Here is a 16446-nt window from a genome sequence, read left to right as displayed (position 1 = left end):
GATGTTCAGTTATTGAACAGCGCCTTGGCACATCTGCTGCGGAATGCAACAGCGCCGGCGACAGGATCAGGCCGTGCAGCTCACCTGCGGACTTGCTTCACCCTCGGCTTGGGCGGCATGGGCGAGGCCGTCGGCAGGGGCTTCATCTTCAACACTGATGGCAATCGCGACCTGTTCCAGCTTGGTCACTGCGACATTCAACGAATCGTTGATCTGCGCCTTGGTGTGTTCCGGCATGGTTTCAGCGATCTGCGCCACCGCGCCTGCCAGATCGATCACTGCCAGCGTCAGGTTGGCAATCAGGTCACGCTGGTTCGTCATCTTTGATAGTCCTCATGGTCCTGCATCCGGTCCTGTAATATACGGGGCTGGCATTATTACACCATCGGGCCGGATGCAACACTGTCAGACAATAAAAAACCGGCTGCCATTGAAAATCAAACCCGAACAAAACCGCATCTTGAATCACCAGACCATGCAGCCGAAAACCCTACCCGCTACGCCGATAACCCTGGCCCTGTTTTGCAAAGTCGTCGACAACTATGGCGATATCGGCATCTGCTGGCGCCTGGCGCGGCAGCTGGAACAGGAACACGGCATCGGCGTCACGCTGTGGGTCGACGACTTGCAGAGTTTCAAGCGGATCTGTCCGCAAGTCGCGCCGAATCTCGAACTGCAGCTGGTCAGCGGCGTCACGGTGCGCCACTGGCGCAAGCAGCAAGGCATATTCATGGCGCAAGACGTGGCCGACATCGTGATCGAATTTTTTGCCTGCGACATCCCGCCCGGCTATATCAAGGCGATGTCGGAACGCCAGGTACGCCCGGTATGGCTGAACCTGGAAGGCCTGAGCGCAGAGGAATGGGTCGAAGGCTGCCACGCCTTGCCGTCGCCGCAGCCGCAGTCCCTGGTCAAATACTTCTTCTTCCCCGGCTTCACCGCCCGTACCGGCGGCCTGCTGCTGGAATCCGGATTACTGGCGCAGCGCCAGGCGTTCCAGCAAGATGCGGCGGCGATGAGCAGCTTTCTCGGGCAGTTCGGCGTCACCGCGGCCGAGATGGAAAGCCTGAAAATCTCCCTGTTCTGCTATCCGCAGGCTCCGCTTGCGGCGTTGTTCGGGGCTTGGCAAGACAACGGCAAGGCCATCACCTGCCTGGTGCCGGAAGGCGTGGCCGCCGATGCGGTCCAGGCATTCCTCGGACAAGCCGCGACGGCCGGGGCCAGCGCCACCCGCGGTGCGTTGACGCTGCGCGTGCTGCCCTTCGTGCCGCAGCCCGACTACGACAAGCTGCTGTGGGCCTGCGACCTCAATTTCGTACGTGGCGAAGACTCTTTCGTGCGCGCGCAATGGGCGGCCAAACCCTTCATCTGGCACATCTATCCGCAAGACAAGGACTTGCACCACGTCAAGCTGAATGCATTCCTGCAAGCCACCAGCGCCAAAACCGCCAGCCTGGTCGCCTTCTCCCTGGGATGGAATGGCGCCGCCGGAGAAACCACCGACTGGAACGCGGCATGGCGCCGCTTCGACGCCGACCTGCCGGAAATTGCCAGACTGTCCACTGATTGGGAGCAGCAACTGTTGGCAAATGGCGACCTGGCGGCCAATTTATGCAAGTTCGTCGAAACAGTTAAGTAAGGGGCATGAAAAAATAGGTTAAAATATAGGGCTAATTTTTGACGCATTCTAAAATTCAATCATACGTGGGCTTGCGGTGCTTCCTGCCAGTAGGCTACAGATGATTTTTATGCAACCTACTTTTTACGTATATTCGCTATGAAACCAGCAAAAGAAATTCGTGTCGGCAACATCATCATGGTTGACAGCAAGCCTATGATCGTCCTGCGCTCTGACGTCAACGGTTCGAGCCGCACGGGCTTCACCTACAAGTGGAAACTGAAGAACCTGCTGACCAACGCCCCGATGGAAAACGTTTTCCGCGGCGACGACAAGTTCGACGTGGTCGTGCTCGACAAGAAGCCAGTCACTTATTCGTACTTCGCCGATCCGCTGTTCGTGTTCATGGACGCTGACTACGAGCAATACGAAATCGAAGCAGAAAACCTGGGCGACGCCCTGCACTACCTGAAAGACGGCATGGAATGCGAAGCCGTGTTTTACGATGGCAAGGCAATTTCGGTCGAACTGCCGACCACGATCCAGCGCCAGGTGGTCTACTCCGAGCCAGCAGTCAAGGGCAACACTTCGGGCAACGTCCTGAAAGAAGCCAAGATTGAAAACGCCATCGAAGCCAACCAGCACATCGTCATGGTGCCGCTGTTCGTCAGCTCCGACGACGTGATTGAAATCGACACACGCACCAACGAGTTCAAGAAGCGCGCTTAACAGCCTCTTCTGTCCGCAAAAAACGCTGCCGATCATGCGCAGCGTTTTTTTTCGCCCATTCAATTTACTGGAATGAACGATCAATCTTATTTTGTTTGAAGATGGGCAGCTGGCAGCAATTCATCACCGTCAATCCGACCGACGGAAAAATCAGCGCGATGTTAAAACAATCTCGAAATTTGAATGATCATTCAGTTTTATTTGATTATCCAGCCATCCGGAAAGCCATGGCCCGCCGGGATCTCAGGACTCGCGTCCCGAGCAGCAATTAACGCAGCAAGGCCGCTGCGCCATGCCGCCCGGTACGGGCTCAGCAAGATGCAGCGGCCTTGAGCAGGCTGACGATTTACCTGATTACTTGGCGAGTATTTCCGCCAGTTTCTTGTTGCCCATGCCGAAGCTGGCGATCACCGCCAGGCTGGTCAACGCCAGCAAGCCGCCCAGCCACAGCGTGGCGGAAATTCCCACCGCATCAACCACCACGCCGCCGGTGAAGGAGCCGAGCGCGATCGCTACCTGGACGATGCTGACAAACAGCGCCGATCCGGCTTCCGGCAAATCAGGCGAAGACAGTTGCAGCCAGATGCTGAGGCACAGCGGGATGGCGCCGAAGGCAACGCCCCAGGCCAGCACCATTACCGCCACGGCGGCCGGCGACGCGTGCACCAGCGGCAATGTCGCCAGCGCCGCCAGCAGGATCGTCACCATGGCAAACAGCGATGCCTGCAGATGACGCGTCACGGCAGTCGAGATCGCCAGATTGGCGACAAAGCCGACGAAGCCGAAGCCCAGCAATACCGACGTAATCGCCGACAAACTGAAATTGTTTTCCGCAAGGAAGGGCGTGACATAGGTGTAGGACGAAAAATGTGCGCCAAACACCAGCGCCACCATCAGCAAGCTCTTGCGGGCAGTGGCCCGGCTCAGCAAGGCACGCAAGTCGCTGAAACGGATCGCTGCTTTTGACGGCAAGGCCGGCAACAGAAAAGCCTGCGCCGCCAGCGCCGCCGCCGCCAGTGCACCGGTAGCGATGAACGACGCACGCCACGAATACAGCCCGCTGATGAAGGTACCCAGCGGCACCCCGATCACGGTAGCGAAAGTGACGCCGCTCAGTATCATCGCCGTCGCCTTGGCCGCATGCTCTTGCCGCACCAGCCGCCCCGCGGTCGCCAGCGCCAGGGTCCAGAAACCGCCCAGAGCCGCTCCCAGCAGGGCCCGGCCCAGCAGCATGACGCCGAAGCTAGGTGCAAAAGCGGACACCAGGTTCGACGTCAGCAACAGGATGGAGAGCGCCAGCAGGATGAAGCGGCGGTCGATGCGCCCCGCTCCCAGCATCAGACCCGGCGCCGAAATGGCCGCGATAATGCCGGGCGTGGTCACCATCAGCCCCGCCGTGCCTGGCGAGACGCCAAGATCGCTGGCGATCTGCGGCAGCAAACCCACCGGCAGAAATTCCGTCGTCACGAATGCAAAAGCGCCTATCGCCACCGACACCACCGACAGCCAGGAACGCAGCGGCGACGCCGCGCTGGCCGCAGGGGCCGGCATATCGAGAAGGCTGTCGTTTTGTGCGCTGAGCGCGGCCAGATTTTTTTCCATGTAAAACTCCCCTGCGCCTGGTCCGCGACCAGCGCCTAAATAACCTGAATAAAGCGATGTGATTCAAACTAGCCGACCCTGACCCACGACCTGCTCGCCGGCTGCACTGCAATGGCATCGAAGCGCCGCCACAGGCGTTCGCCTCGATTAAACTGTATTATTTTTTACTACAGTTAAGAATATAAAAATAGGATCGAAATGATCCTCCCAGCCCCCGGCAAAATTAACTGTAATATACCAGATTACAGTTAATCATAAAAAAACGCCCTACTTTCCAGTCTTCTCGGCAATCTTGTTGACCAGTTCGCACAACTTTCTTTCGCGCAAAATATCCAGCAAGGCGCTTTCCACTTCCGACACCACCGGATCCAGCACCATATCCATGCCGCAGCTGACCGGGCAGCACAAGTCTTTGGAGCGTGTATTGTGCTTCAGCACCGACCCTTCCTCCACCGCCAGGTAAATCTCGGCCAGGTTGATGGCTGAAGCTGGCCGCGCCAGCTGCACGCCGCCGCCCTTGCCTTCCTTGGTTACCACCAGCTTGGCTTTGCTCAGCTTGCGCAGCAGCTCGCGCACGAAAACCGGATTAGTATTGACGCTGGCAGCGATCGCCGTGGACGGAAAATACACTTCCCCGCCCCTGGTGGCGTACTCCACGCTGACTAAGATATGCGCCGCGACGGCAAATCGACTGGACTTCATACTGTAATTATATTCCATACAGATAATCGTGCAACGAATATCTTGATATATGCTTATGAGACTATAGGCAAGCGCTGGCAGTCACTAACCAAATGACGGAACCGATATGCCCAAATACCTGGAAAGAGACGCTGTGATGGAGCTGGAAGATTTGCCGAATATCGGCAAGGCCGGCGCCGCCGACCTGCGCTGCATCGGCATCCGCCAGCCGGCGCAGCTGGTCGGTCAGTCGCCGCTGCAGATGTATGAGAAATTATGCAGCGCGACCGGCGCCCGTCATGATCCCTGCGTGATTGACGTCTTCATGTCGGCGGTGCGCTACATGGAAGGCGCCGAGCCGCTGCCGTGGTGGTCCTATACGGCAGAGCGCAAGCGCCTGCTCAAGTCAGGCTAGGCAAACATTTATTCAGCCTTGGCCAGCAGATTGAAAATGCTGGAGAAATCCAGGCCGCCGGCGCCGCTCTTGCTGTGGATGTCGTACAGGTTGCGCGCCAGCGCGCCGAGCGGCACGCTGCTGCCGGTGGACAGCGAATTCTCCACCGCCAGTCCCAGATCCTTCAGCATCAGGTCGACGCCGAACCCGCCGGCATAGTCCTTGGAAGCCGGCGCATTTTCCATCACGCCCGGACAAGGGTTATACACTTCCAGCGCCCAGTTGCGGCCCGAGCTCTTGGCCATGATTTCCGACAGCACCTTGGGATCCATGCCGTTCGCCATGCCCAGCCGGATCGCTTCCGCCGTGCCTATCATCAGGATACCCAGCAGCATGTTGTTGCATACCTTGACGGTCTGGCCGCTGCCGTTGTCGCCGGCATGGAAAATCGCCTTGCCCATCTTTTCCAGCAACGGCTTGGCCGCCGCAAAGCCTTCGGCCGAGCCGCCGACCATGAAAGTCAGCGTGCCGGCTTGCGCACCGCCGGTGCCGCCGGAAACCGGCGCATCGAGCATGGTGAAGCCCTTGTCGCGCGCTGCCGCCGCCACCTTGCGCGCGGCGTCGGGAGCGATGGTGGAACAGTCGATCAGCAAAGTGCCGGGCGCGGCCTGCGCCAGGATGCCGCTGGCGCCCAGATAAGCTCCTTCGACATGGCGGCTGGCGGGCAGCATGGTGATGATCACCTTGGCCGCGCCGACCGCAGCGGCGAGGTCATTGCCGGTGCTGCCGCCGCCGGCGGCGAATTTCTCGACGCTGGCGGCGACCAGGTCATGGCCGCTGACCTTGTGGCCGGCCTTGACCAGGTTGAGCGCCATCGGCAAGCCCATGTTGCCGAGGCCGATAAAAACGATTTCGTGGTTCATGATAAGTCTCTTTCTCGCGTGGTCTTGCATTGCCTGCCGCAGCCATCTGCATGACGGTGGCAGGCAGCCTCGTCACTTCATCGAAATGGTGGTGTTGATCTCGCCGCCATCCGCATCCGGTGCAAACCAGCGCGCCGTCACTGTCTTGGTCTGGGTCCAGAACTGCACTGCCTGCTTGCCGTTAGGACCGAGATCGCCCAGCTTCGATGCGCGCGAACCGGTGAAACTGAAATACGCCACCGGCACCGGAATCGGCACGTTGATGCCGACCTGGCCGACGTCGATCTCGTTCTGGAACTTGCGCGCGGCCCAGCCGGAGGAAGTGAAGATCGAAGTGCCGTTGCCGTTCGGATTGGCGTTGATAAAAGCAATCGCTTCATCCAGCGTTTCCAGCTCGACCACGCACATGGCCGGGCCGAAAATCTCTTGCGTATAAATATCCATTTTCTCGGTCACGCCTGAGAAAATCGTCGGCCCGACGAAATTGCCTTCGGGATAACCGGCCACCTGGCAGTTGCGGCCGTCCAGCAGCAGTTGCGCGCCCTGCTCCACGCCCGTGCCGATCAGGCGCTCGGTGCGCGCCTTGGCGGCTTTCGACACCATCGGACCGAGGTCTGCCTTGCGATCGCTGCCCGGACCGATCTTCAGGCCGCGCGAACGTTCGACGATTTCCGGCAGCCAGGAGCGCGCCTTGCCGACCAGCAGCACCATCGAATTCGCCATGCAGCGCTGGCCGGCCGCGCCGAAGGCCGCGCCCAGCAGGTTGTTGATGGCCTGGTCCTTGTTGGCGTCGGGCAGCACGATGCAATGGTTCTTCGCCCCCATCATGCATTGCGCGCGCTTGCCGGCTTCGCTGGCGCGGCGATAGATGTGGGTGCCGACGCTGGTCGAACCGATGAAGGAAATCGCCTTGATGTCAGGGTGATCGCACAGCATGTTGGCGACGTCGGGGCCGCCATGCACCACGTTCAGTACGCCCGGCGGCAAACCGGCCTGCTGCGCCAGTTCCACCAGGAACAGCGACGACGACGGATCCTGCTCGGACGGTTTGAGGATGAAGGTATTGCCGCAAGCAACCGCCACCGGGAACATGAAGCATGGCAGCATCACCGGGAAGTTGAAAGCAGTGATGCCGGCGCCGACGCCGAGCGGCTGATTGATGGTGTAGACATCGACGCCGCTGGCGGCATTTTCCGCAAGCTCGCCCATCTGCAGCGAAGTGATGGAGCAAGCGTGCTCGACCACTTCCAGGCCGCGCATGACTTCGCCTTCGGCATCCGGCAAGGTCTTGCCGTGTTCGCGGGTAATCAGTTCGGCCAGCGGCGCGATGTTCTCGCGCAGCAGCTGCTGGAACTTGAGCATGATGCGCATGCGCTGCGCCAGCGAGGTATTGCGCCAAGTGGCGAAAGCCTGCTTGGCGTTGGCGACCGCGTGGTCGACTTCTTCCTTGGTGGCGAACGGCACCCGAGCCACCACTTCCTGAGTGGCCGGATTAAGGACCTCGCGCCATTCAGTGCTAATGGACTGTACGGTTTTGCCGCCGATGTAGAGCGGGACGTTTGGGATCGACATGATGACTTCCTTCAAAAATGAAAACTCAAAACAATCTATGCAAAACAAGCACAATCCGGGCTGCGCCCGGACTGCATTTTTACTTGGTCAAGGAACAGGAAGCATCCATGGGCTTGAACGCCTGCTGCGCCGGGATGGTCGACAGCAGCTTGAGATAGTCCCAAGGCGCTTTCGATTCGGCCGGGGTCTTGACCTGGTACAGATACATGTCATGGATCACGCGGCCGTCGGGACGGATGGAGGCGTTGCGCATGACGGCATCGTGGATAGGGATTTCACGCATTTTCTGGGTCACGATCTTCCAGTCGTGCGACTTGGTGGCGGCCGCGGCTTTCAGGTAGTGATACACGCTGGAGTAGACGCCGGCGTGCACCATGGTCGGCTTGCTGCCCTTGTTGAGCGCTTCAAAACGCTTGGAGAAGGCGCGCGTATCGTTATCGAAATCCCAGTAGAAACCGTCGGTGTAGACCAGGCCCTGGGCATCGTTGAGGCCGAGCGCATGGACATCCGACAGGAACACCAGCAAAGCTGCCAGGCGCTGGTTCTTGCTGCCGATGCTGAAGGAACGCGCTGCCTTGATCGCATTCACCGTATCCTGGCCGCCGTTCGCCAGGCCGATCACTTGCGCTTTCGAACTCTGCGCCTGCAGCAGGAAAGACGAGAAATCGCTGGCGTTCAATGGATGCCGGACCGAACCGACCACCGTCCCGCCCAGGCTCTTGACGACATCGCCGGCATCCTTCTCCAGCGACTGGCCGAAGGCGTAGTCAACGGTGACGAAATACCAGGATTTCTGCCCCATCTTGGTCAGTGCGGCAGCCGCGCCGGCGGCTTGCGAATAGGTGTCGAACATCCAGTGGAAACCGTTCGGCGCGCATTCGGCGTTGGTCAGCACGGTGGTGGCCGGACCGCTGTACATGGCGATGCCGCCCTTGTCGCGGATCAGCTTTTGCACCGCCAGCGCCACCGAGGAATTGGTCAGATCGGCAATGGCGTCGACCTTGTCGCGGTCCAGCCATTCGCGCGCCTTGGAAGCGCCGATGTCCGCCTTGTTTTGATGATCCGCCGTGAGCAGCTCGATTTTCATGCCCTTGCATTCCGCCTTCATGCAATCTTCGATAGCCATCTTGGCTGCGGCTACCGAGCCCGCTCCGCCCATCGCCGCATACGGTCCCGACATGTCGGTCAGGATCCCGACCTTGTAGACATCGCCATCCTGGGCCTGCGCCTGGCTGAGCGCCAGCAAACCCGTTAACGAAAAGATCACGGCCGAACCAGCCGCAAGCAGCTTGCACTTTGTCATCGTTGTCTCCTGTTTGTAGGGTGGGCACCCTGTGCCCACGCGGAACATCGACCATCCGAGGCGTATCCAGCGTGGGCAGAAATCTGCCCACCCTACGTTTTTATAAAATTTTCTATAGAGACATTCTGCATGTGCATTATTATTGGAACAATAGACAATAACCCACAATAGCTTTGCATTTATGCAAAGCAAGGAGAGGCAAGTGAAACCGACAAGCGCCATGCTGGACTGGGACAACCTACGGGTGTTCCTGGAGCTGACCCGTAGCCAGGGACTGGTGGCGGCAGCCAAAAAGCTGGGCATAGACCACTCAACCGTATCGCGCCGCATGCGCCGCTTCGAGGAACAGGTCGGCAGCCAGCTGTTCGAGCGCAATAATCAGGGCTATACCCTGACCGCCGAAGGCCACCGCCTGATTGAATACGCGGAAAAAATGGAAAGTACAGTATACGCCGCAGCCGAAGAACTGAGCGGCCACAACCGCCTGCTGTCAGGCCAGGTGCGGCTTGGCGCCACCGAAGGCTTCGGCACCTTCGTGCTGGCGCCGCACCTGGCGCATTTCTGCGCACGGCATCCGCACATCACGGTCGACCTGCTGCCGGTGCCGCGCTTCGTCAACCTCTCCAAGCGCGAAGCCGACATCGGCGTCACCATCGAACGGCCGCAGAGCGGCAACTACGTAGTCACCAAGCTCACCGACTACCTGCTCAAGCTGTACGCCACCCGCGCCTACCTGGACAGCCATGCGCCGATCAAGACCGTGCAAGACCTCAACCAGCACGCCTTCATCGGCTATGTCGACGACCTGGTGTTCAGCGAAGAACTGCGCTACAAGGACAATGTCGCCCCGGCCGCCCACCGCGCCTTCCGCAGCACCAGCGTGATCGCCCAGTACACGGCGGCGCGCAGCGGCCAGGGGCTGGCGATCCTGCCTTGCTTCCTGGCGCAGCATAGCGAGGACCTGGTGCCGGTGCTGGACGGCCAGGTCGATATCGAGCGTGCTTTCTGGCTGGTGGCCGCCACCGAAACCCGCAATGTAGCGCGGGTGGCGGCGCTGTGGCGCTATCTGCGCGAAGTGATCGAACCCAACCGGCCGTTCCTGATGGGCGAGTCGCGCGCCATGATCTATCAGCCTGGCTGACGGCGGGCTATGGCAGCACAGCGATGCAGTGATTGATGAAGGCCCTGATTTTTTGCGCAGCGGCGGCCGGGATCTCCACCGTGAAACCGGCCAAGGCCGGCGCATCGCGCGCGGCGCGCATGACGTGGCCAACGGAACGGCTGGCAGCAATGTGACCAGCCTGCTCCGCCGTCAGCGTGAAAAAGGTTTGCAGTTCGCCCTTGTCGGCCACCATGCTGTCCGGATCCGGCAAGGCCACCGTGCCACCATCCAGCAGCAAGGAATGGACCCAGCTGCCTGTCGCCAGCGACGCGGCCTTGTCTCCGACCTGGTCAAAAGTGAACATCAGGATCTTGTTCTGGTCGCACAGGAAGGCGATTTTGCCGCGCCCGTATTCCGTGTCCTGCATGCCGCGCAAAAACTCGCCGCCATCGGTAATTTCCACCGACCAGTCGGCCGGCTGGCGGCCGTTGTTGACCACATTCAGCGCCTTCATCTCGGCATCGCTCAGCAGATAGATGCCGTGCTCGCCCTGCTGCACCAGCAGATCGAGCAAGCCCTGCCCCACGCCCATCCCACGTATGTAGCGGGCGATGCCGGCCGAGACGATCTGCCCGGTATCGAGGTCGCCAGCCGCCGGACCGGAGGCGCGCGACACCCGATGTACGCCGTACTGCGAGCCCGCGCCGGCATAGCGGTAGACGCCGCCCAGGAATGCCAGCGAACAAGCGCTGTAGCAGACGCCCGGCGCGACACCAGCGGCCTGGCCGTTACGTGCGGCCGTATAGCGTCCGACATGCGTATTCGCCCCCGCCTGCCGCAGCAACTGGCCGATTTCCATCCCGGCGAGCAAGTCGCCGCCGGTCGAATCGAGATAGACCTCGACGCCGGCTGAACCGCTGCGCGCCAACGCCGCCCTTACCCGAGCCGGCGCGGCGGCATCGATTTCGCCGGCAAGACTCATGACCCATCTTGCATCAGGGCCGCCGGCGCCAGTGCGCTCCATCTGATCCAGATGCACAGTCATGGCAGCAGCGCCGGCGCCGGCGGCGCAAAGAAATATCGAAACGCCAACAAGATTGCGCAGCATCGAAATCATAGGTTCCGTTCTTATTTATTATCTGGAAATATAAGCGATGTCACTATGCTGTGCATGAATAATATGTACTATCTCAAACTTGGTCTGGTATCCCGTGTCAGGTCGAATCTGGAACTCCTGCGATGCAACTGGCTGGAACCGGCTCCAATTGCGGACGTTCGACACGTGCTCCTAAATCGTCGATAATCTATGATCGAACTTCGCTATTTTTTTGATCATTATGAGCCTTCGGTTGAACCAACTGCTGTCGTTGTTGAGTGCCGGTGTGCTCCATCTAGTTTCGCCGTCTGGTCATGCGGCCAGCTTTGATTGCGCCAAAGCGAATTCCGTCACCGAGAAGGCGATTTGCGCCGACGGCAAGTTGTCAAAACTGGATAGCGACCTTTCAGTCACCTGGAAAAATGCATCGGACGTCGCCATCGACCCTGCCGCCATGAAGTCATCCCAATTGCGATGGTTAAAGCTTCGAGATGCCTGTAGTGCAGATACTTCGTGCCTGAGTGCGCGCTACAACGAGCGATTGGCTGCACTGGTTAGCGCTCAGTCCGCAGTGGAAGTGGATCAGGCAGGGAATCGCCTGGAAGCATTGATGGAGAAAAAACCAGGGAAGTCAACTGACGCCGAAGGAAAGAGATGCACTGCCGACAAACGCCTCTGTGCTCAAATCGTGCGTGAAGACGCCGATTCTCCACCACTGATACAGATCGACAGTGCGGGGGCAAACCCCTCCACCTATCGCTTCGCGTTGTCGGATATACCGGACGCCCCTCGAGACATAAACGTCACGCTATGGCCCCGCGTGCTGCGCCTCGCTGATGACAATGGTGCCATCCTGGTAGGCGTGGAGGTCAACTTATCCACTTCCTACTCAGGCGGTGGCGGCTCTGCGTCGGAATTGCGATTGTTCAAAGTAGGCCGGGACAGGTCTACGTTTCATGATCATGAAGTGTTGTCCATCCCCATTGCAGGATCGTTGTTGATTCGCGCCTGCTTTACCGAGCAAGACGAGCGCCGCCGGCTCGGCGTGTGCCATGACGAGTACGAATTCAATGGAATGCTTGGACTAGATCAGGCCGTCAAGTCCGGTTTTCCGCGCCTGGTTTACCAGACGCGAGCCACGAGCTTTCCCGGCAAAGTTTCGCGCGATAAGGATTCGCTAGACGGGCCGGCTCTGCACAAGCGGGATCTAGCCACTGCCGTGGACCAACAGTGTACCTATAAGCGCATCTTCCATTTCGAAGCCAACCCGGGCGCCTATATGCCAGACCATCCACTGCCGGATTGCAGCAACTACACTGTCCCTTGACCGTGGATATCTGGCGAGGCGCATCTAGCACGACTCCGCTGCAGGTTACGCACTGTACCAAGAAGAGCCCGAACGGCTGCAATGTGGATGATTGAATGTGCCCTTCGGGTCGCAAACCCTCACTCAACACTGAAAAATCATGACTACTCTTGAAACAATTCGGTTGAAATTGATCCCACTTTCTGACGAACACCTTGCCGGCTTAACAGCGATTAATAGTGACCCAGAGGTCATGGCATACATCGGCAGCGGTACTCCAATGTCTGAGGCTGAAAGCCAAGCGATGATCGATCGCGTAAAACCGAGATGGGCCTCGCACGGTTTCTCATGGTGGGGTGTGTTCCGTAAAGACGACAATCTGATGATTGGTGCTGCGACATTACAGCCATTGGCTGCCCAGACAGGCGCCGTCCCGGAAATTGGTTGGCGCTTAAGGCGAGACTGTTGGGGACAGGGTTATGCAACCGAAGCTGCCGAGCGTATCGTTTTGTTCGCAAAAGAACTGGGCATCCCAGAAGTGGTGGCCGTGGCAAATCCCGGCAATATTGCCTCCATTGCGGTGATGAAGCGGCTTGGCATGCGGTATCGCGGCATCGAAACCCACTACAATGCTCCATGTGCGGTCTACCAAGCAAACCTGGGTCTCGATTGCCTGTCCCTAAAAGGCTGAATCGGGTCTATCGAAACTGGCTCAAAACGGCCAGGAGCGGACATTCCATGGTTAAACAGGATTTGCCTTGACCGCCCGACCGTAAGCTCCAAAACAGACGTTGGGTACTTTCATATAGACGCTTATGAGGATCCACATGATTCAAATGAAACAGCCCGAAGACGCACCTCACGCGTTTCAAACCGCCTGGAACAATCACGACATGCAATCCTTCGGAGCACTGTTCCATGAGGATGCGACGTTCGTGAATCGGTTCGGGCACTATGTACGCGGTGTCGATGAGATCGTCAAGATGCATGCGCCCATCCACGCAACCATCTACAGCGATTCCATGCTTGAGAACGCGCTAATCGATGTAGTCGCGATCAGCGACGACGCGGCAGTCGTGCACTTCTGGAGCCGCCTCGCGGTCGGAGCGGCCCATCCAGCGGGGCCACACGCTGTCGACACGGTGATCCTTGCCGTGCTGACGCGGCAGGCAGCAGGGTGGAGAATCAAGGCGCTCGAGAACGTAACTCTGACGAATCCGCGCACGGGAGAATCCGTGTTGAGAGACGGACGGGATTCATGATCGAACGGAAAAATTTTCCACACAGCGCAGGATCATAGCGGATGCCCGCTTCGAATCGGAAGTAGTCGTCTTCTACCGGCCAGAAGCGGCCGTTTGTCGAAATACGGCAACAAATTGCCCCGCTGTTTCGGAGGTACAACAAAGTCCCTGGCTAAATATCCCTATCCTGTTTTTGCCCGCACTTGCATATTCGCATTTCAACGCAGCCGCTGATCGGCAGCTCAAAGTAAGCGCCATTCGGCTACCCATTGCATACCGATCGTGCACGTCCTGGGCAGAAGGCTAAGGCTTGGCGGTGAAGTTGGTTGCAGTGACTTCGTCGTGGTAGACGATGAGCGTCTTCGTGTCGCCAGCCGCAGAATTTGCCCCGTTGCGATACACGCCATACTGGACAGAACCGATGCCGGTCCACGGCGTGCCGTCAGGGCTCGCGGTCACATAAGTCTGTAGCCCCTCCATAGCGACGGTGTGCCCTAATCCGGTTTCTCCTGGCAGCTTCATTTCGAAGGTGAGGTCGCCAGTGTTGTCGCTCTTCCAGAGTATATCGAAGCGGAAATCTATCCACTGGTTCACATATGGCATGACATTGTCGATGACTACCATCTTATGGACATTGCCACCCCAACCGAGTTTGAGTTGTGTACCCTGCAGCGCGAGATGAATATCGTGTCCGCCGCCGTGATGCTTGAACTGCCAGAGCACATCCTCGGAAGGCGCTTTACGTGTTCCTTTCACGGAGGGCACGAGATCTTTAAGCAGCATGCTGAAGGTGTATACGCCGTGGTCGCCGTCGCGGTAACTGGCGCCCGCGATCCGCCCGAGTCCGAATTCGCTGCGAGGAAAGCCGCCGCCCACATAGGCAGGGTCATCCAGAACCACCTTGTTTGCGACCGCGTACGCAGTGTCATGGGCGCCGCCGACCACCACGTAAGCAGCATCCCGGGCGCTAGCGAGACCCGGTTCGACACCAGGAACTTCGACGCGGTTCGGGCCTCTCGTCGGGTATCCAGAGCTCACGGTGCCATCTTCGTAGTCGGCGTGAAAGATTGCCTGCGCCGAGGCGGACGCGGCGAGCATCGAAAGAGCTATCACAGCAATTGTATGAATCGGTTTCATGAAGGTTGAGTCCAAAAAACAAAATGAGCCAGAGGTCATTATATTTCCAACCAGAAACTTTAGTGTGCGAATTCCTCCTTTTTTGAGCTGCAAACCTTTAACGCCAAGGTGCAGGGGAAAGGAGTGTTTCAGGACAGAGGTTCGCGCAACGACTATCAGGTCAAGTCCGAGTCAATGCGAATAGTGAGAATATACTGAAGCCCACACCAAAGCCCCTCATGCCTCTTGCCCCAAACCCGCCATGATCCTGACCGCCCCCGAACTTGCCCACATATTGGAATTTGCCGAAGCCAGCCATTTACGCAGACAAGCCGACGCCTACCGCACATGGAGCGGCGATACGCGCGCCCGCGCCGTTGCAGTCTGCGGCGGCGTTGCGGCGCTGACCGAGCCGGCCTTCGGACGCAAACTGAACCACGTCACCGGCGCCGGCATGGTTGCGTCGTTCAAGGTAAGCGAGCTGGCCGAACTGGAAAGCATGTATGCCGCGCAGGGGCTGGAGACACAGATCGATCTCTGTCCGCACGCACACGGTGGCACGCTGGCACTGCTGGCTGAACGTGGCTACGCGGTCAACGCTTTCAGCAATACTTACGTGTGCGACCTGACCGCGCCAGGAGCGCGCAGCGCCATAGCCAACGGTATCGGCGCCATAGCCAGCAGTATCGAAGTGAGCGGCGACCGGGACTGGGTCGGCGCCAGCTTTGCAGCGCATTCGGTGGCGGGATTTTCAGTACAGGCGGTGAATCGCCCTCCGGCATTGCTGGAAGCGCTGGCGCAGATCGCACTGCATCGCGACGACACGCGGCTTTTTGCCGCAAGCATAGATGGACAGATTGCCGGGACGGCGGGCATGAGCCTGATCGAAACGCCGGCCGGCCTGCTGGCGCATTTGTATATCGCCAGCACCCTGCCAGCCTGGCGCGGGCGCGGGGTGCAACTGGCGCTCTTGCACGCCAGGCTGGATGCGGGGCGCGATGCTGGCTGCACGCTGGCCAGCGTCACCGCGCGGCCGGCCAACGCCAGTGCGCGCAACACTGAACGCGCGGGCTTCAGCCTGGCTTACAGCAAGGCGACTTTCAGCAAGCGCCCGCCTGACTGAGGCATTGCGTCACGATTCGTTGATCTGCACCGCGATGCCGTCGGCCTGGACCGTGATTTCGCCGGGCTCGAAGGTCTGGCCGTTCAGCCGCAGTTCATCGGCGGTGAAGGTGTAGATCGGATAATCCTTCAGCACCTGTTCGGCGACCATGGCGCCGATCTGCTTCAGTTGATCCCTGTATTGCGGCGGCACGCTGCTGAAATCGATGGTGTCGACCGAGGGGCTGTCCAGGCGGATGGCGCGCGTCGCCTTGTCGTACTTGAGGCGGCTGCTCAGGGTAATATTGCCGTTCAGCGGCGCTGCCAACAGCAAGGGGCTGAGCACGCTGACATGCACCAGGGTGACGACCCGGTTCTGCTGCGCATTGAGGCTCAGCTGCGGGGTTTTCAGATCGACGTTGAAGACTTCCGCATAACGCAGCCGCAAGGGGAATTTGCGCTCGAGCGCGCTCTGCAGCTGTTGCTGGGTAAACGTGTATTCATTCGACCAGATGTTATAGCCGGCCCAGGCGCCGCCGGCAGTGCCGAGCGCGCCCAGGGCCAGCAGCGATTTGACTAGTGTGCGACGTTTCATAGGCAATCTTGTCACTTTCAAACGTAAATTCAAACGTAAAACGTGAAATAGCACAGTGCTATTATTC

At 59.1% G+C, this 16446-nt stretch carries 17 protein-coding genes; 8 read left to right on the top strand and 9 right to left on the bottom strand.

What is annotated here, in order from left to right:
• Positions 1-66: 66 nt before the first annotated feature.
• Positions 67-321: a hypothetical protein gene (locus VNZ65_RS01225; RefSeq protein ID WP_325665259.1), complete on the bottom strand. Its 255-nt coding sequence runs from the start codon at positions 319-321 to the stop codon at positions 67-69.
• 154 nt (positions 322-475) lie between these two features.
• On the opposite strand from VNZ65_RS01225, the gene earP reads away from it, so the two are divergent.
• Both earP and VNZ65_RS01215 read left to right on the top strand, forming a co-directional pair.
• Positions 476-1639: an elongation factor P maturation arginine rhamnosyltransferase EarP gene (gene earP, locus VNZ65_RS01220; protein ID WP_325665449.1), complete on the top strand. Its 1164-nt coding sequence runs from the start codon at positions 476-478 to the stop codon at positions 1637-1639.
• 138 nt (positions 1640-1777) lie between these two features.
• Positions 1778-2347 carry an elongation factor P gene (locus VNZ65_RS01215; protein ID WP_325665257.1) on the top strand — a complete coding sequence of 190 codons (570 nt, stop codon included), beginning with the start codon at positions 1778-1780 and terminating at the stop codon, positions 2345-2347.
• Between the two features lie 354 nt (positions 2348-2701).
• On the opposite strand, the gene VNZ65_RS01210 is transcribed toward VNZ65_RS01215, so the two are convergent.
• Complete coding sequence (locus VNZ65_RS01210) at positions 2702-3949, bottom strand: MFS transporter (RefSeq protein WP_414649011.1); 1248 nt, start codon at positions 3947-3949, stop codon at positions 2702-2704.
• Between the two features lie 267 nt (positions 3950-4216).
• Positions 4217-4651: an Rrf2 family transcriptional regulator gene (locus VNZ65_RS01205; protein ID WP_325665255.1), complete on the bottom strand. Its 435-nt coding sequence runs from the start codon at positions 4649-4651 to the stop codon at positions 4217-4219.
• Between the two features lie 106 nt (positions 4652-4757).
• Here VNZ65_RS01205 and VNZ65_RS01200 point away from each other — a divergent pair, with 106 nt between their 5' ends.
• Positions 4758-5045: a helix-hairpin-helix domain-containing protein gene (locus VNZ65_RS01200; protein WP_325665253.1), complete on the top strand. Its 288-nt coding sequence runs from the start codon at positions 4758-4760 to the stop codon at positions 5043-5045.
• Positions 5046-5053: 8 nt separating this feature from the next.
• On the opposite strand, the gene mmsB is transcribed toward VNZ65_RS01200, so the two are convergent.
• From mmsB to VNZ65_RS01185, 3 genes are all read right to left on the bottom strand, one after another.
• Positions 5054-5947: a 3-hydroxyisobutyrate dehydrogenase gene (gene mmsB, locus VNZ65_RS01195; RefSeq protein ID WP_325665251.1), complete on the bottom strand. Its 894-nt coding sequence runs from the start codon at positions 5945-5947 to the stop codon at positions 5054-5056.
• A gap of 72 nt (positions 5948-6019) precedes the next feature.
• On the bottom strand, positions 6020-7519 hold the full coding sequence (locus VNZ65_RS01190; RefSeq protein WP_325665249.1) for a CoA-acylating methylmalonate-semialdehyde dehydrogenase: 1500 nt from the start codon (positions 7517-7519) through the stop codon (positions 6020-6022).
• A 79-nt stretch (positions 7520-7598) separates the two neighbouring features.
• Entirely contained in the window at positions 7599-8822 is a 1224-nt protein-coding gene (locus VNZ65_RS01185; protein WP_325665247.1) for an ABC transporter substrate-binding protein, read from the bottom strand.
• 220 nt (positions 8823-9042) lie between these two features.
• On the opposite strand from VNZ65_RS01185, the gene VNZ65_RS01180 reads away from it, so the two are divergent.
• Positions 9043-9963, top strand: coding sequence for a LysR family transcriptional regulator (locus tag VNZ65_RS01180; RefSeq protein WP_325665445.1), 921 nt, complete (start codon positions 9043-9045; stop codon positions 9961-9963).
• Between the two features lie 7 nt (positions 9964-9970).
• On the opposite strand, the gene VNZ65_RS01175 is transcribed toward VNZ65_RS01180, so the two are convergent.
• On the bottom strand, positions 9971-11041 hold the full coding sequence (locus VNZ65_RS01175) for a hypothetical protein (RefSeq protein ID WP_325665245.1): 1071 nt from the start codon (positions 11039-11041) through the stop codon (positions 9971-9973).
• A 232-nt stretch (positions 11042-11273) separates the two neighbouring features.
• Here VNZ65_RS01175 and VNZ65_RS01170 point away from each other — a divergent pair, with 232 nt between their 5' ends.
• From VNZ65_RS01170 to VNZ65_RS01160, 3 genes are all read left to right on the top strand, one after another.
• The gene (locus VNZ65_RS01170) at positions 11274-12347 is read left to right on the top strand and encodes a hypothetical protein (RefSeq protein ID WP_325665243.1); all 1074 of its coding nucleotides are present in this window, start codon (positions 11274-11276) and stop codon (positions 12345-12347) included.
• A gap of 139 nt (positions 12348-12486) precedes the next feature.
• Complete coding sequence (locus VNZ65_RS01165) at positions 12487-13017, top strand: GNAT family N-acetyltransferase (RefSeq protein WP_325665241.1); 531 nt, start codon at positions 12487-12489, stop codon at positions 13015-13017.
• Between the two features lie 136 nt (positions 13018-13153).
• Positions 13154-13588: an SgcJ/EcaC family oxidoreductase gene (locus VNZ65_RS01160; RefSeq protein WP_325665239.1), complete on the top strand. Its 435-nt coding sequence runs from the start codon at positions 13154-13156 to the stop codon at positions 13586-13588.
• A 282-nt stretch (positions 13589-13870) separates the two neighbouring features.
• Here VNZ65_RS01160 and VNZ65_RS01155 read toward each other — a convergent pair whose 3' ends face one another.
• On the bottom strand, positions 13871-14743 hold the full coding sequence (locus tag VNZ65_RS01155; protein WP_325665238.1) for a heparin lyase I family protein: 873 nt from the start codon (positions 14741-14743) through the stop codon (positions 13871-13873).
• Between the two features lie 202 nt (positions 14744-14945).
• Here VNZ65_RS01155 and VNZ65_RS01150 point away from each other — a divergent pair, with 202 nt between their 5' ends.
• Positions 14946-15806 carry a GNAT family N-acetyltransferase gene (locus tag VNZ65_RS01150; protein ID WP_325665236.1) on the top strand — a complete coding sequence of 287 codons (861 nt, stop codon included), beginning with the start codon at positions 14946-14948 and terminating at the stop codon, positions 15804-15806.
• 9 nt (positions 15807-15815) lie between these two features.
• On the opposite strand, the gene VNZ65_RS01145 is transcribed toward VNZ65_RS01150, so the two are convergent.
• A complete protein-coding gene (locus tag VNZ65_RS01145; protein WP_325665234.1) occupies positions 15816-16379 on the bottom strand; it encodes a DUF1439 domain-containing protein in 564 nt (187 codons plus the stop codon).
• Positions 16380-16446: the final 67 nt, after the last annotated feature.

This window comes from Collimonas sp. (assembly GCF_035566555.1).
Classification (GTDB): Bacteria; Pseudomonadota; Gammaproteobacteria; order Burkholderiales; family Burkholderiaceae_D; genus Collimonas.
Note: the sequence above shows the minus strand (reverse complement) of the source record. Positions and strands in the feature narration are given on the sequence as shown.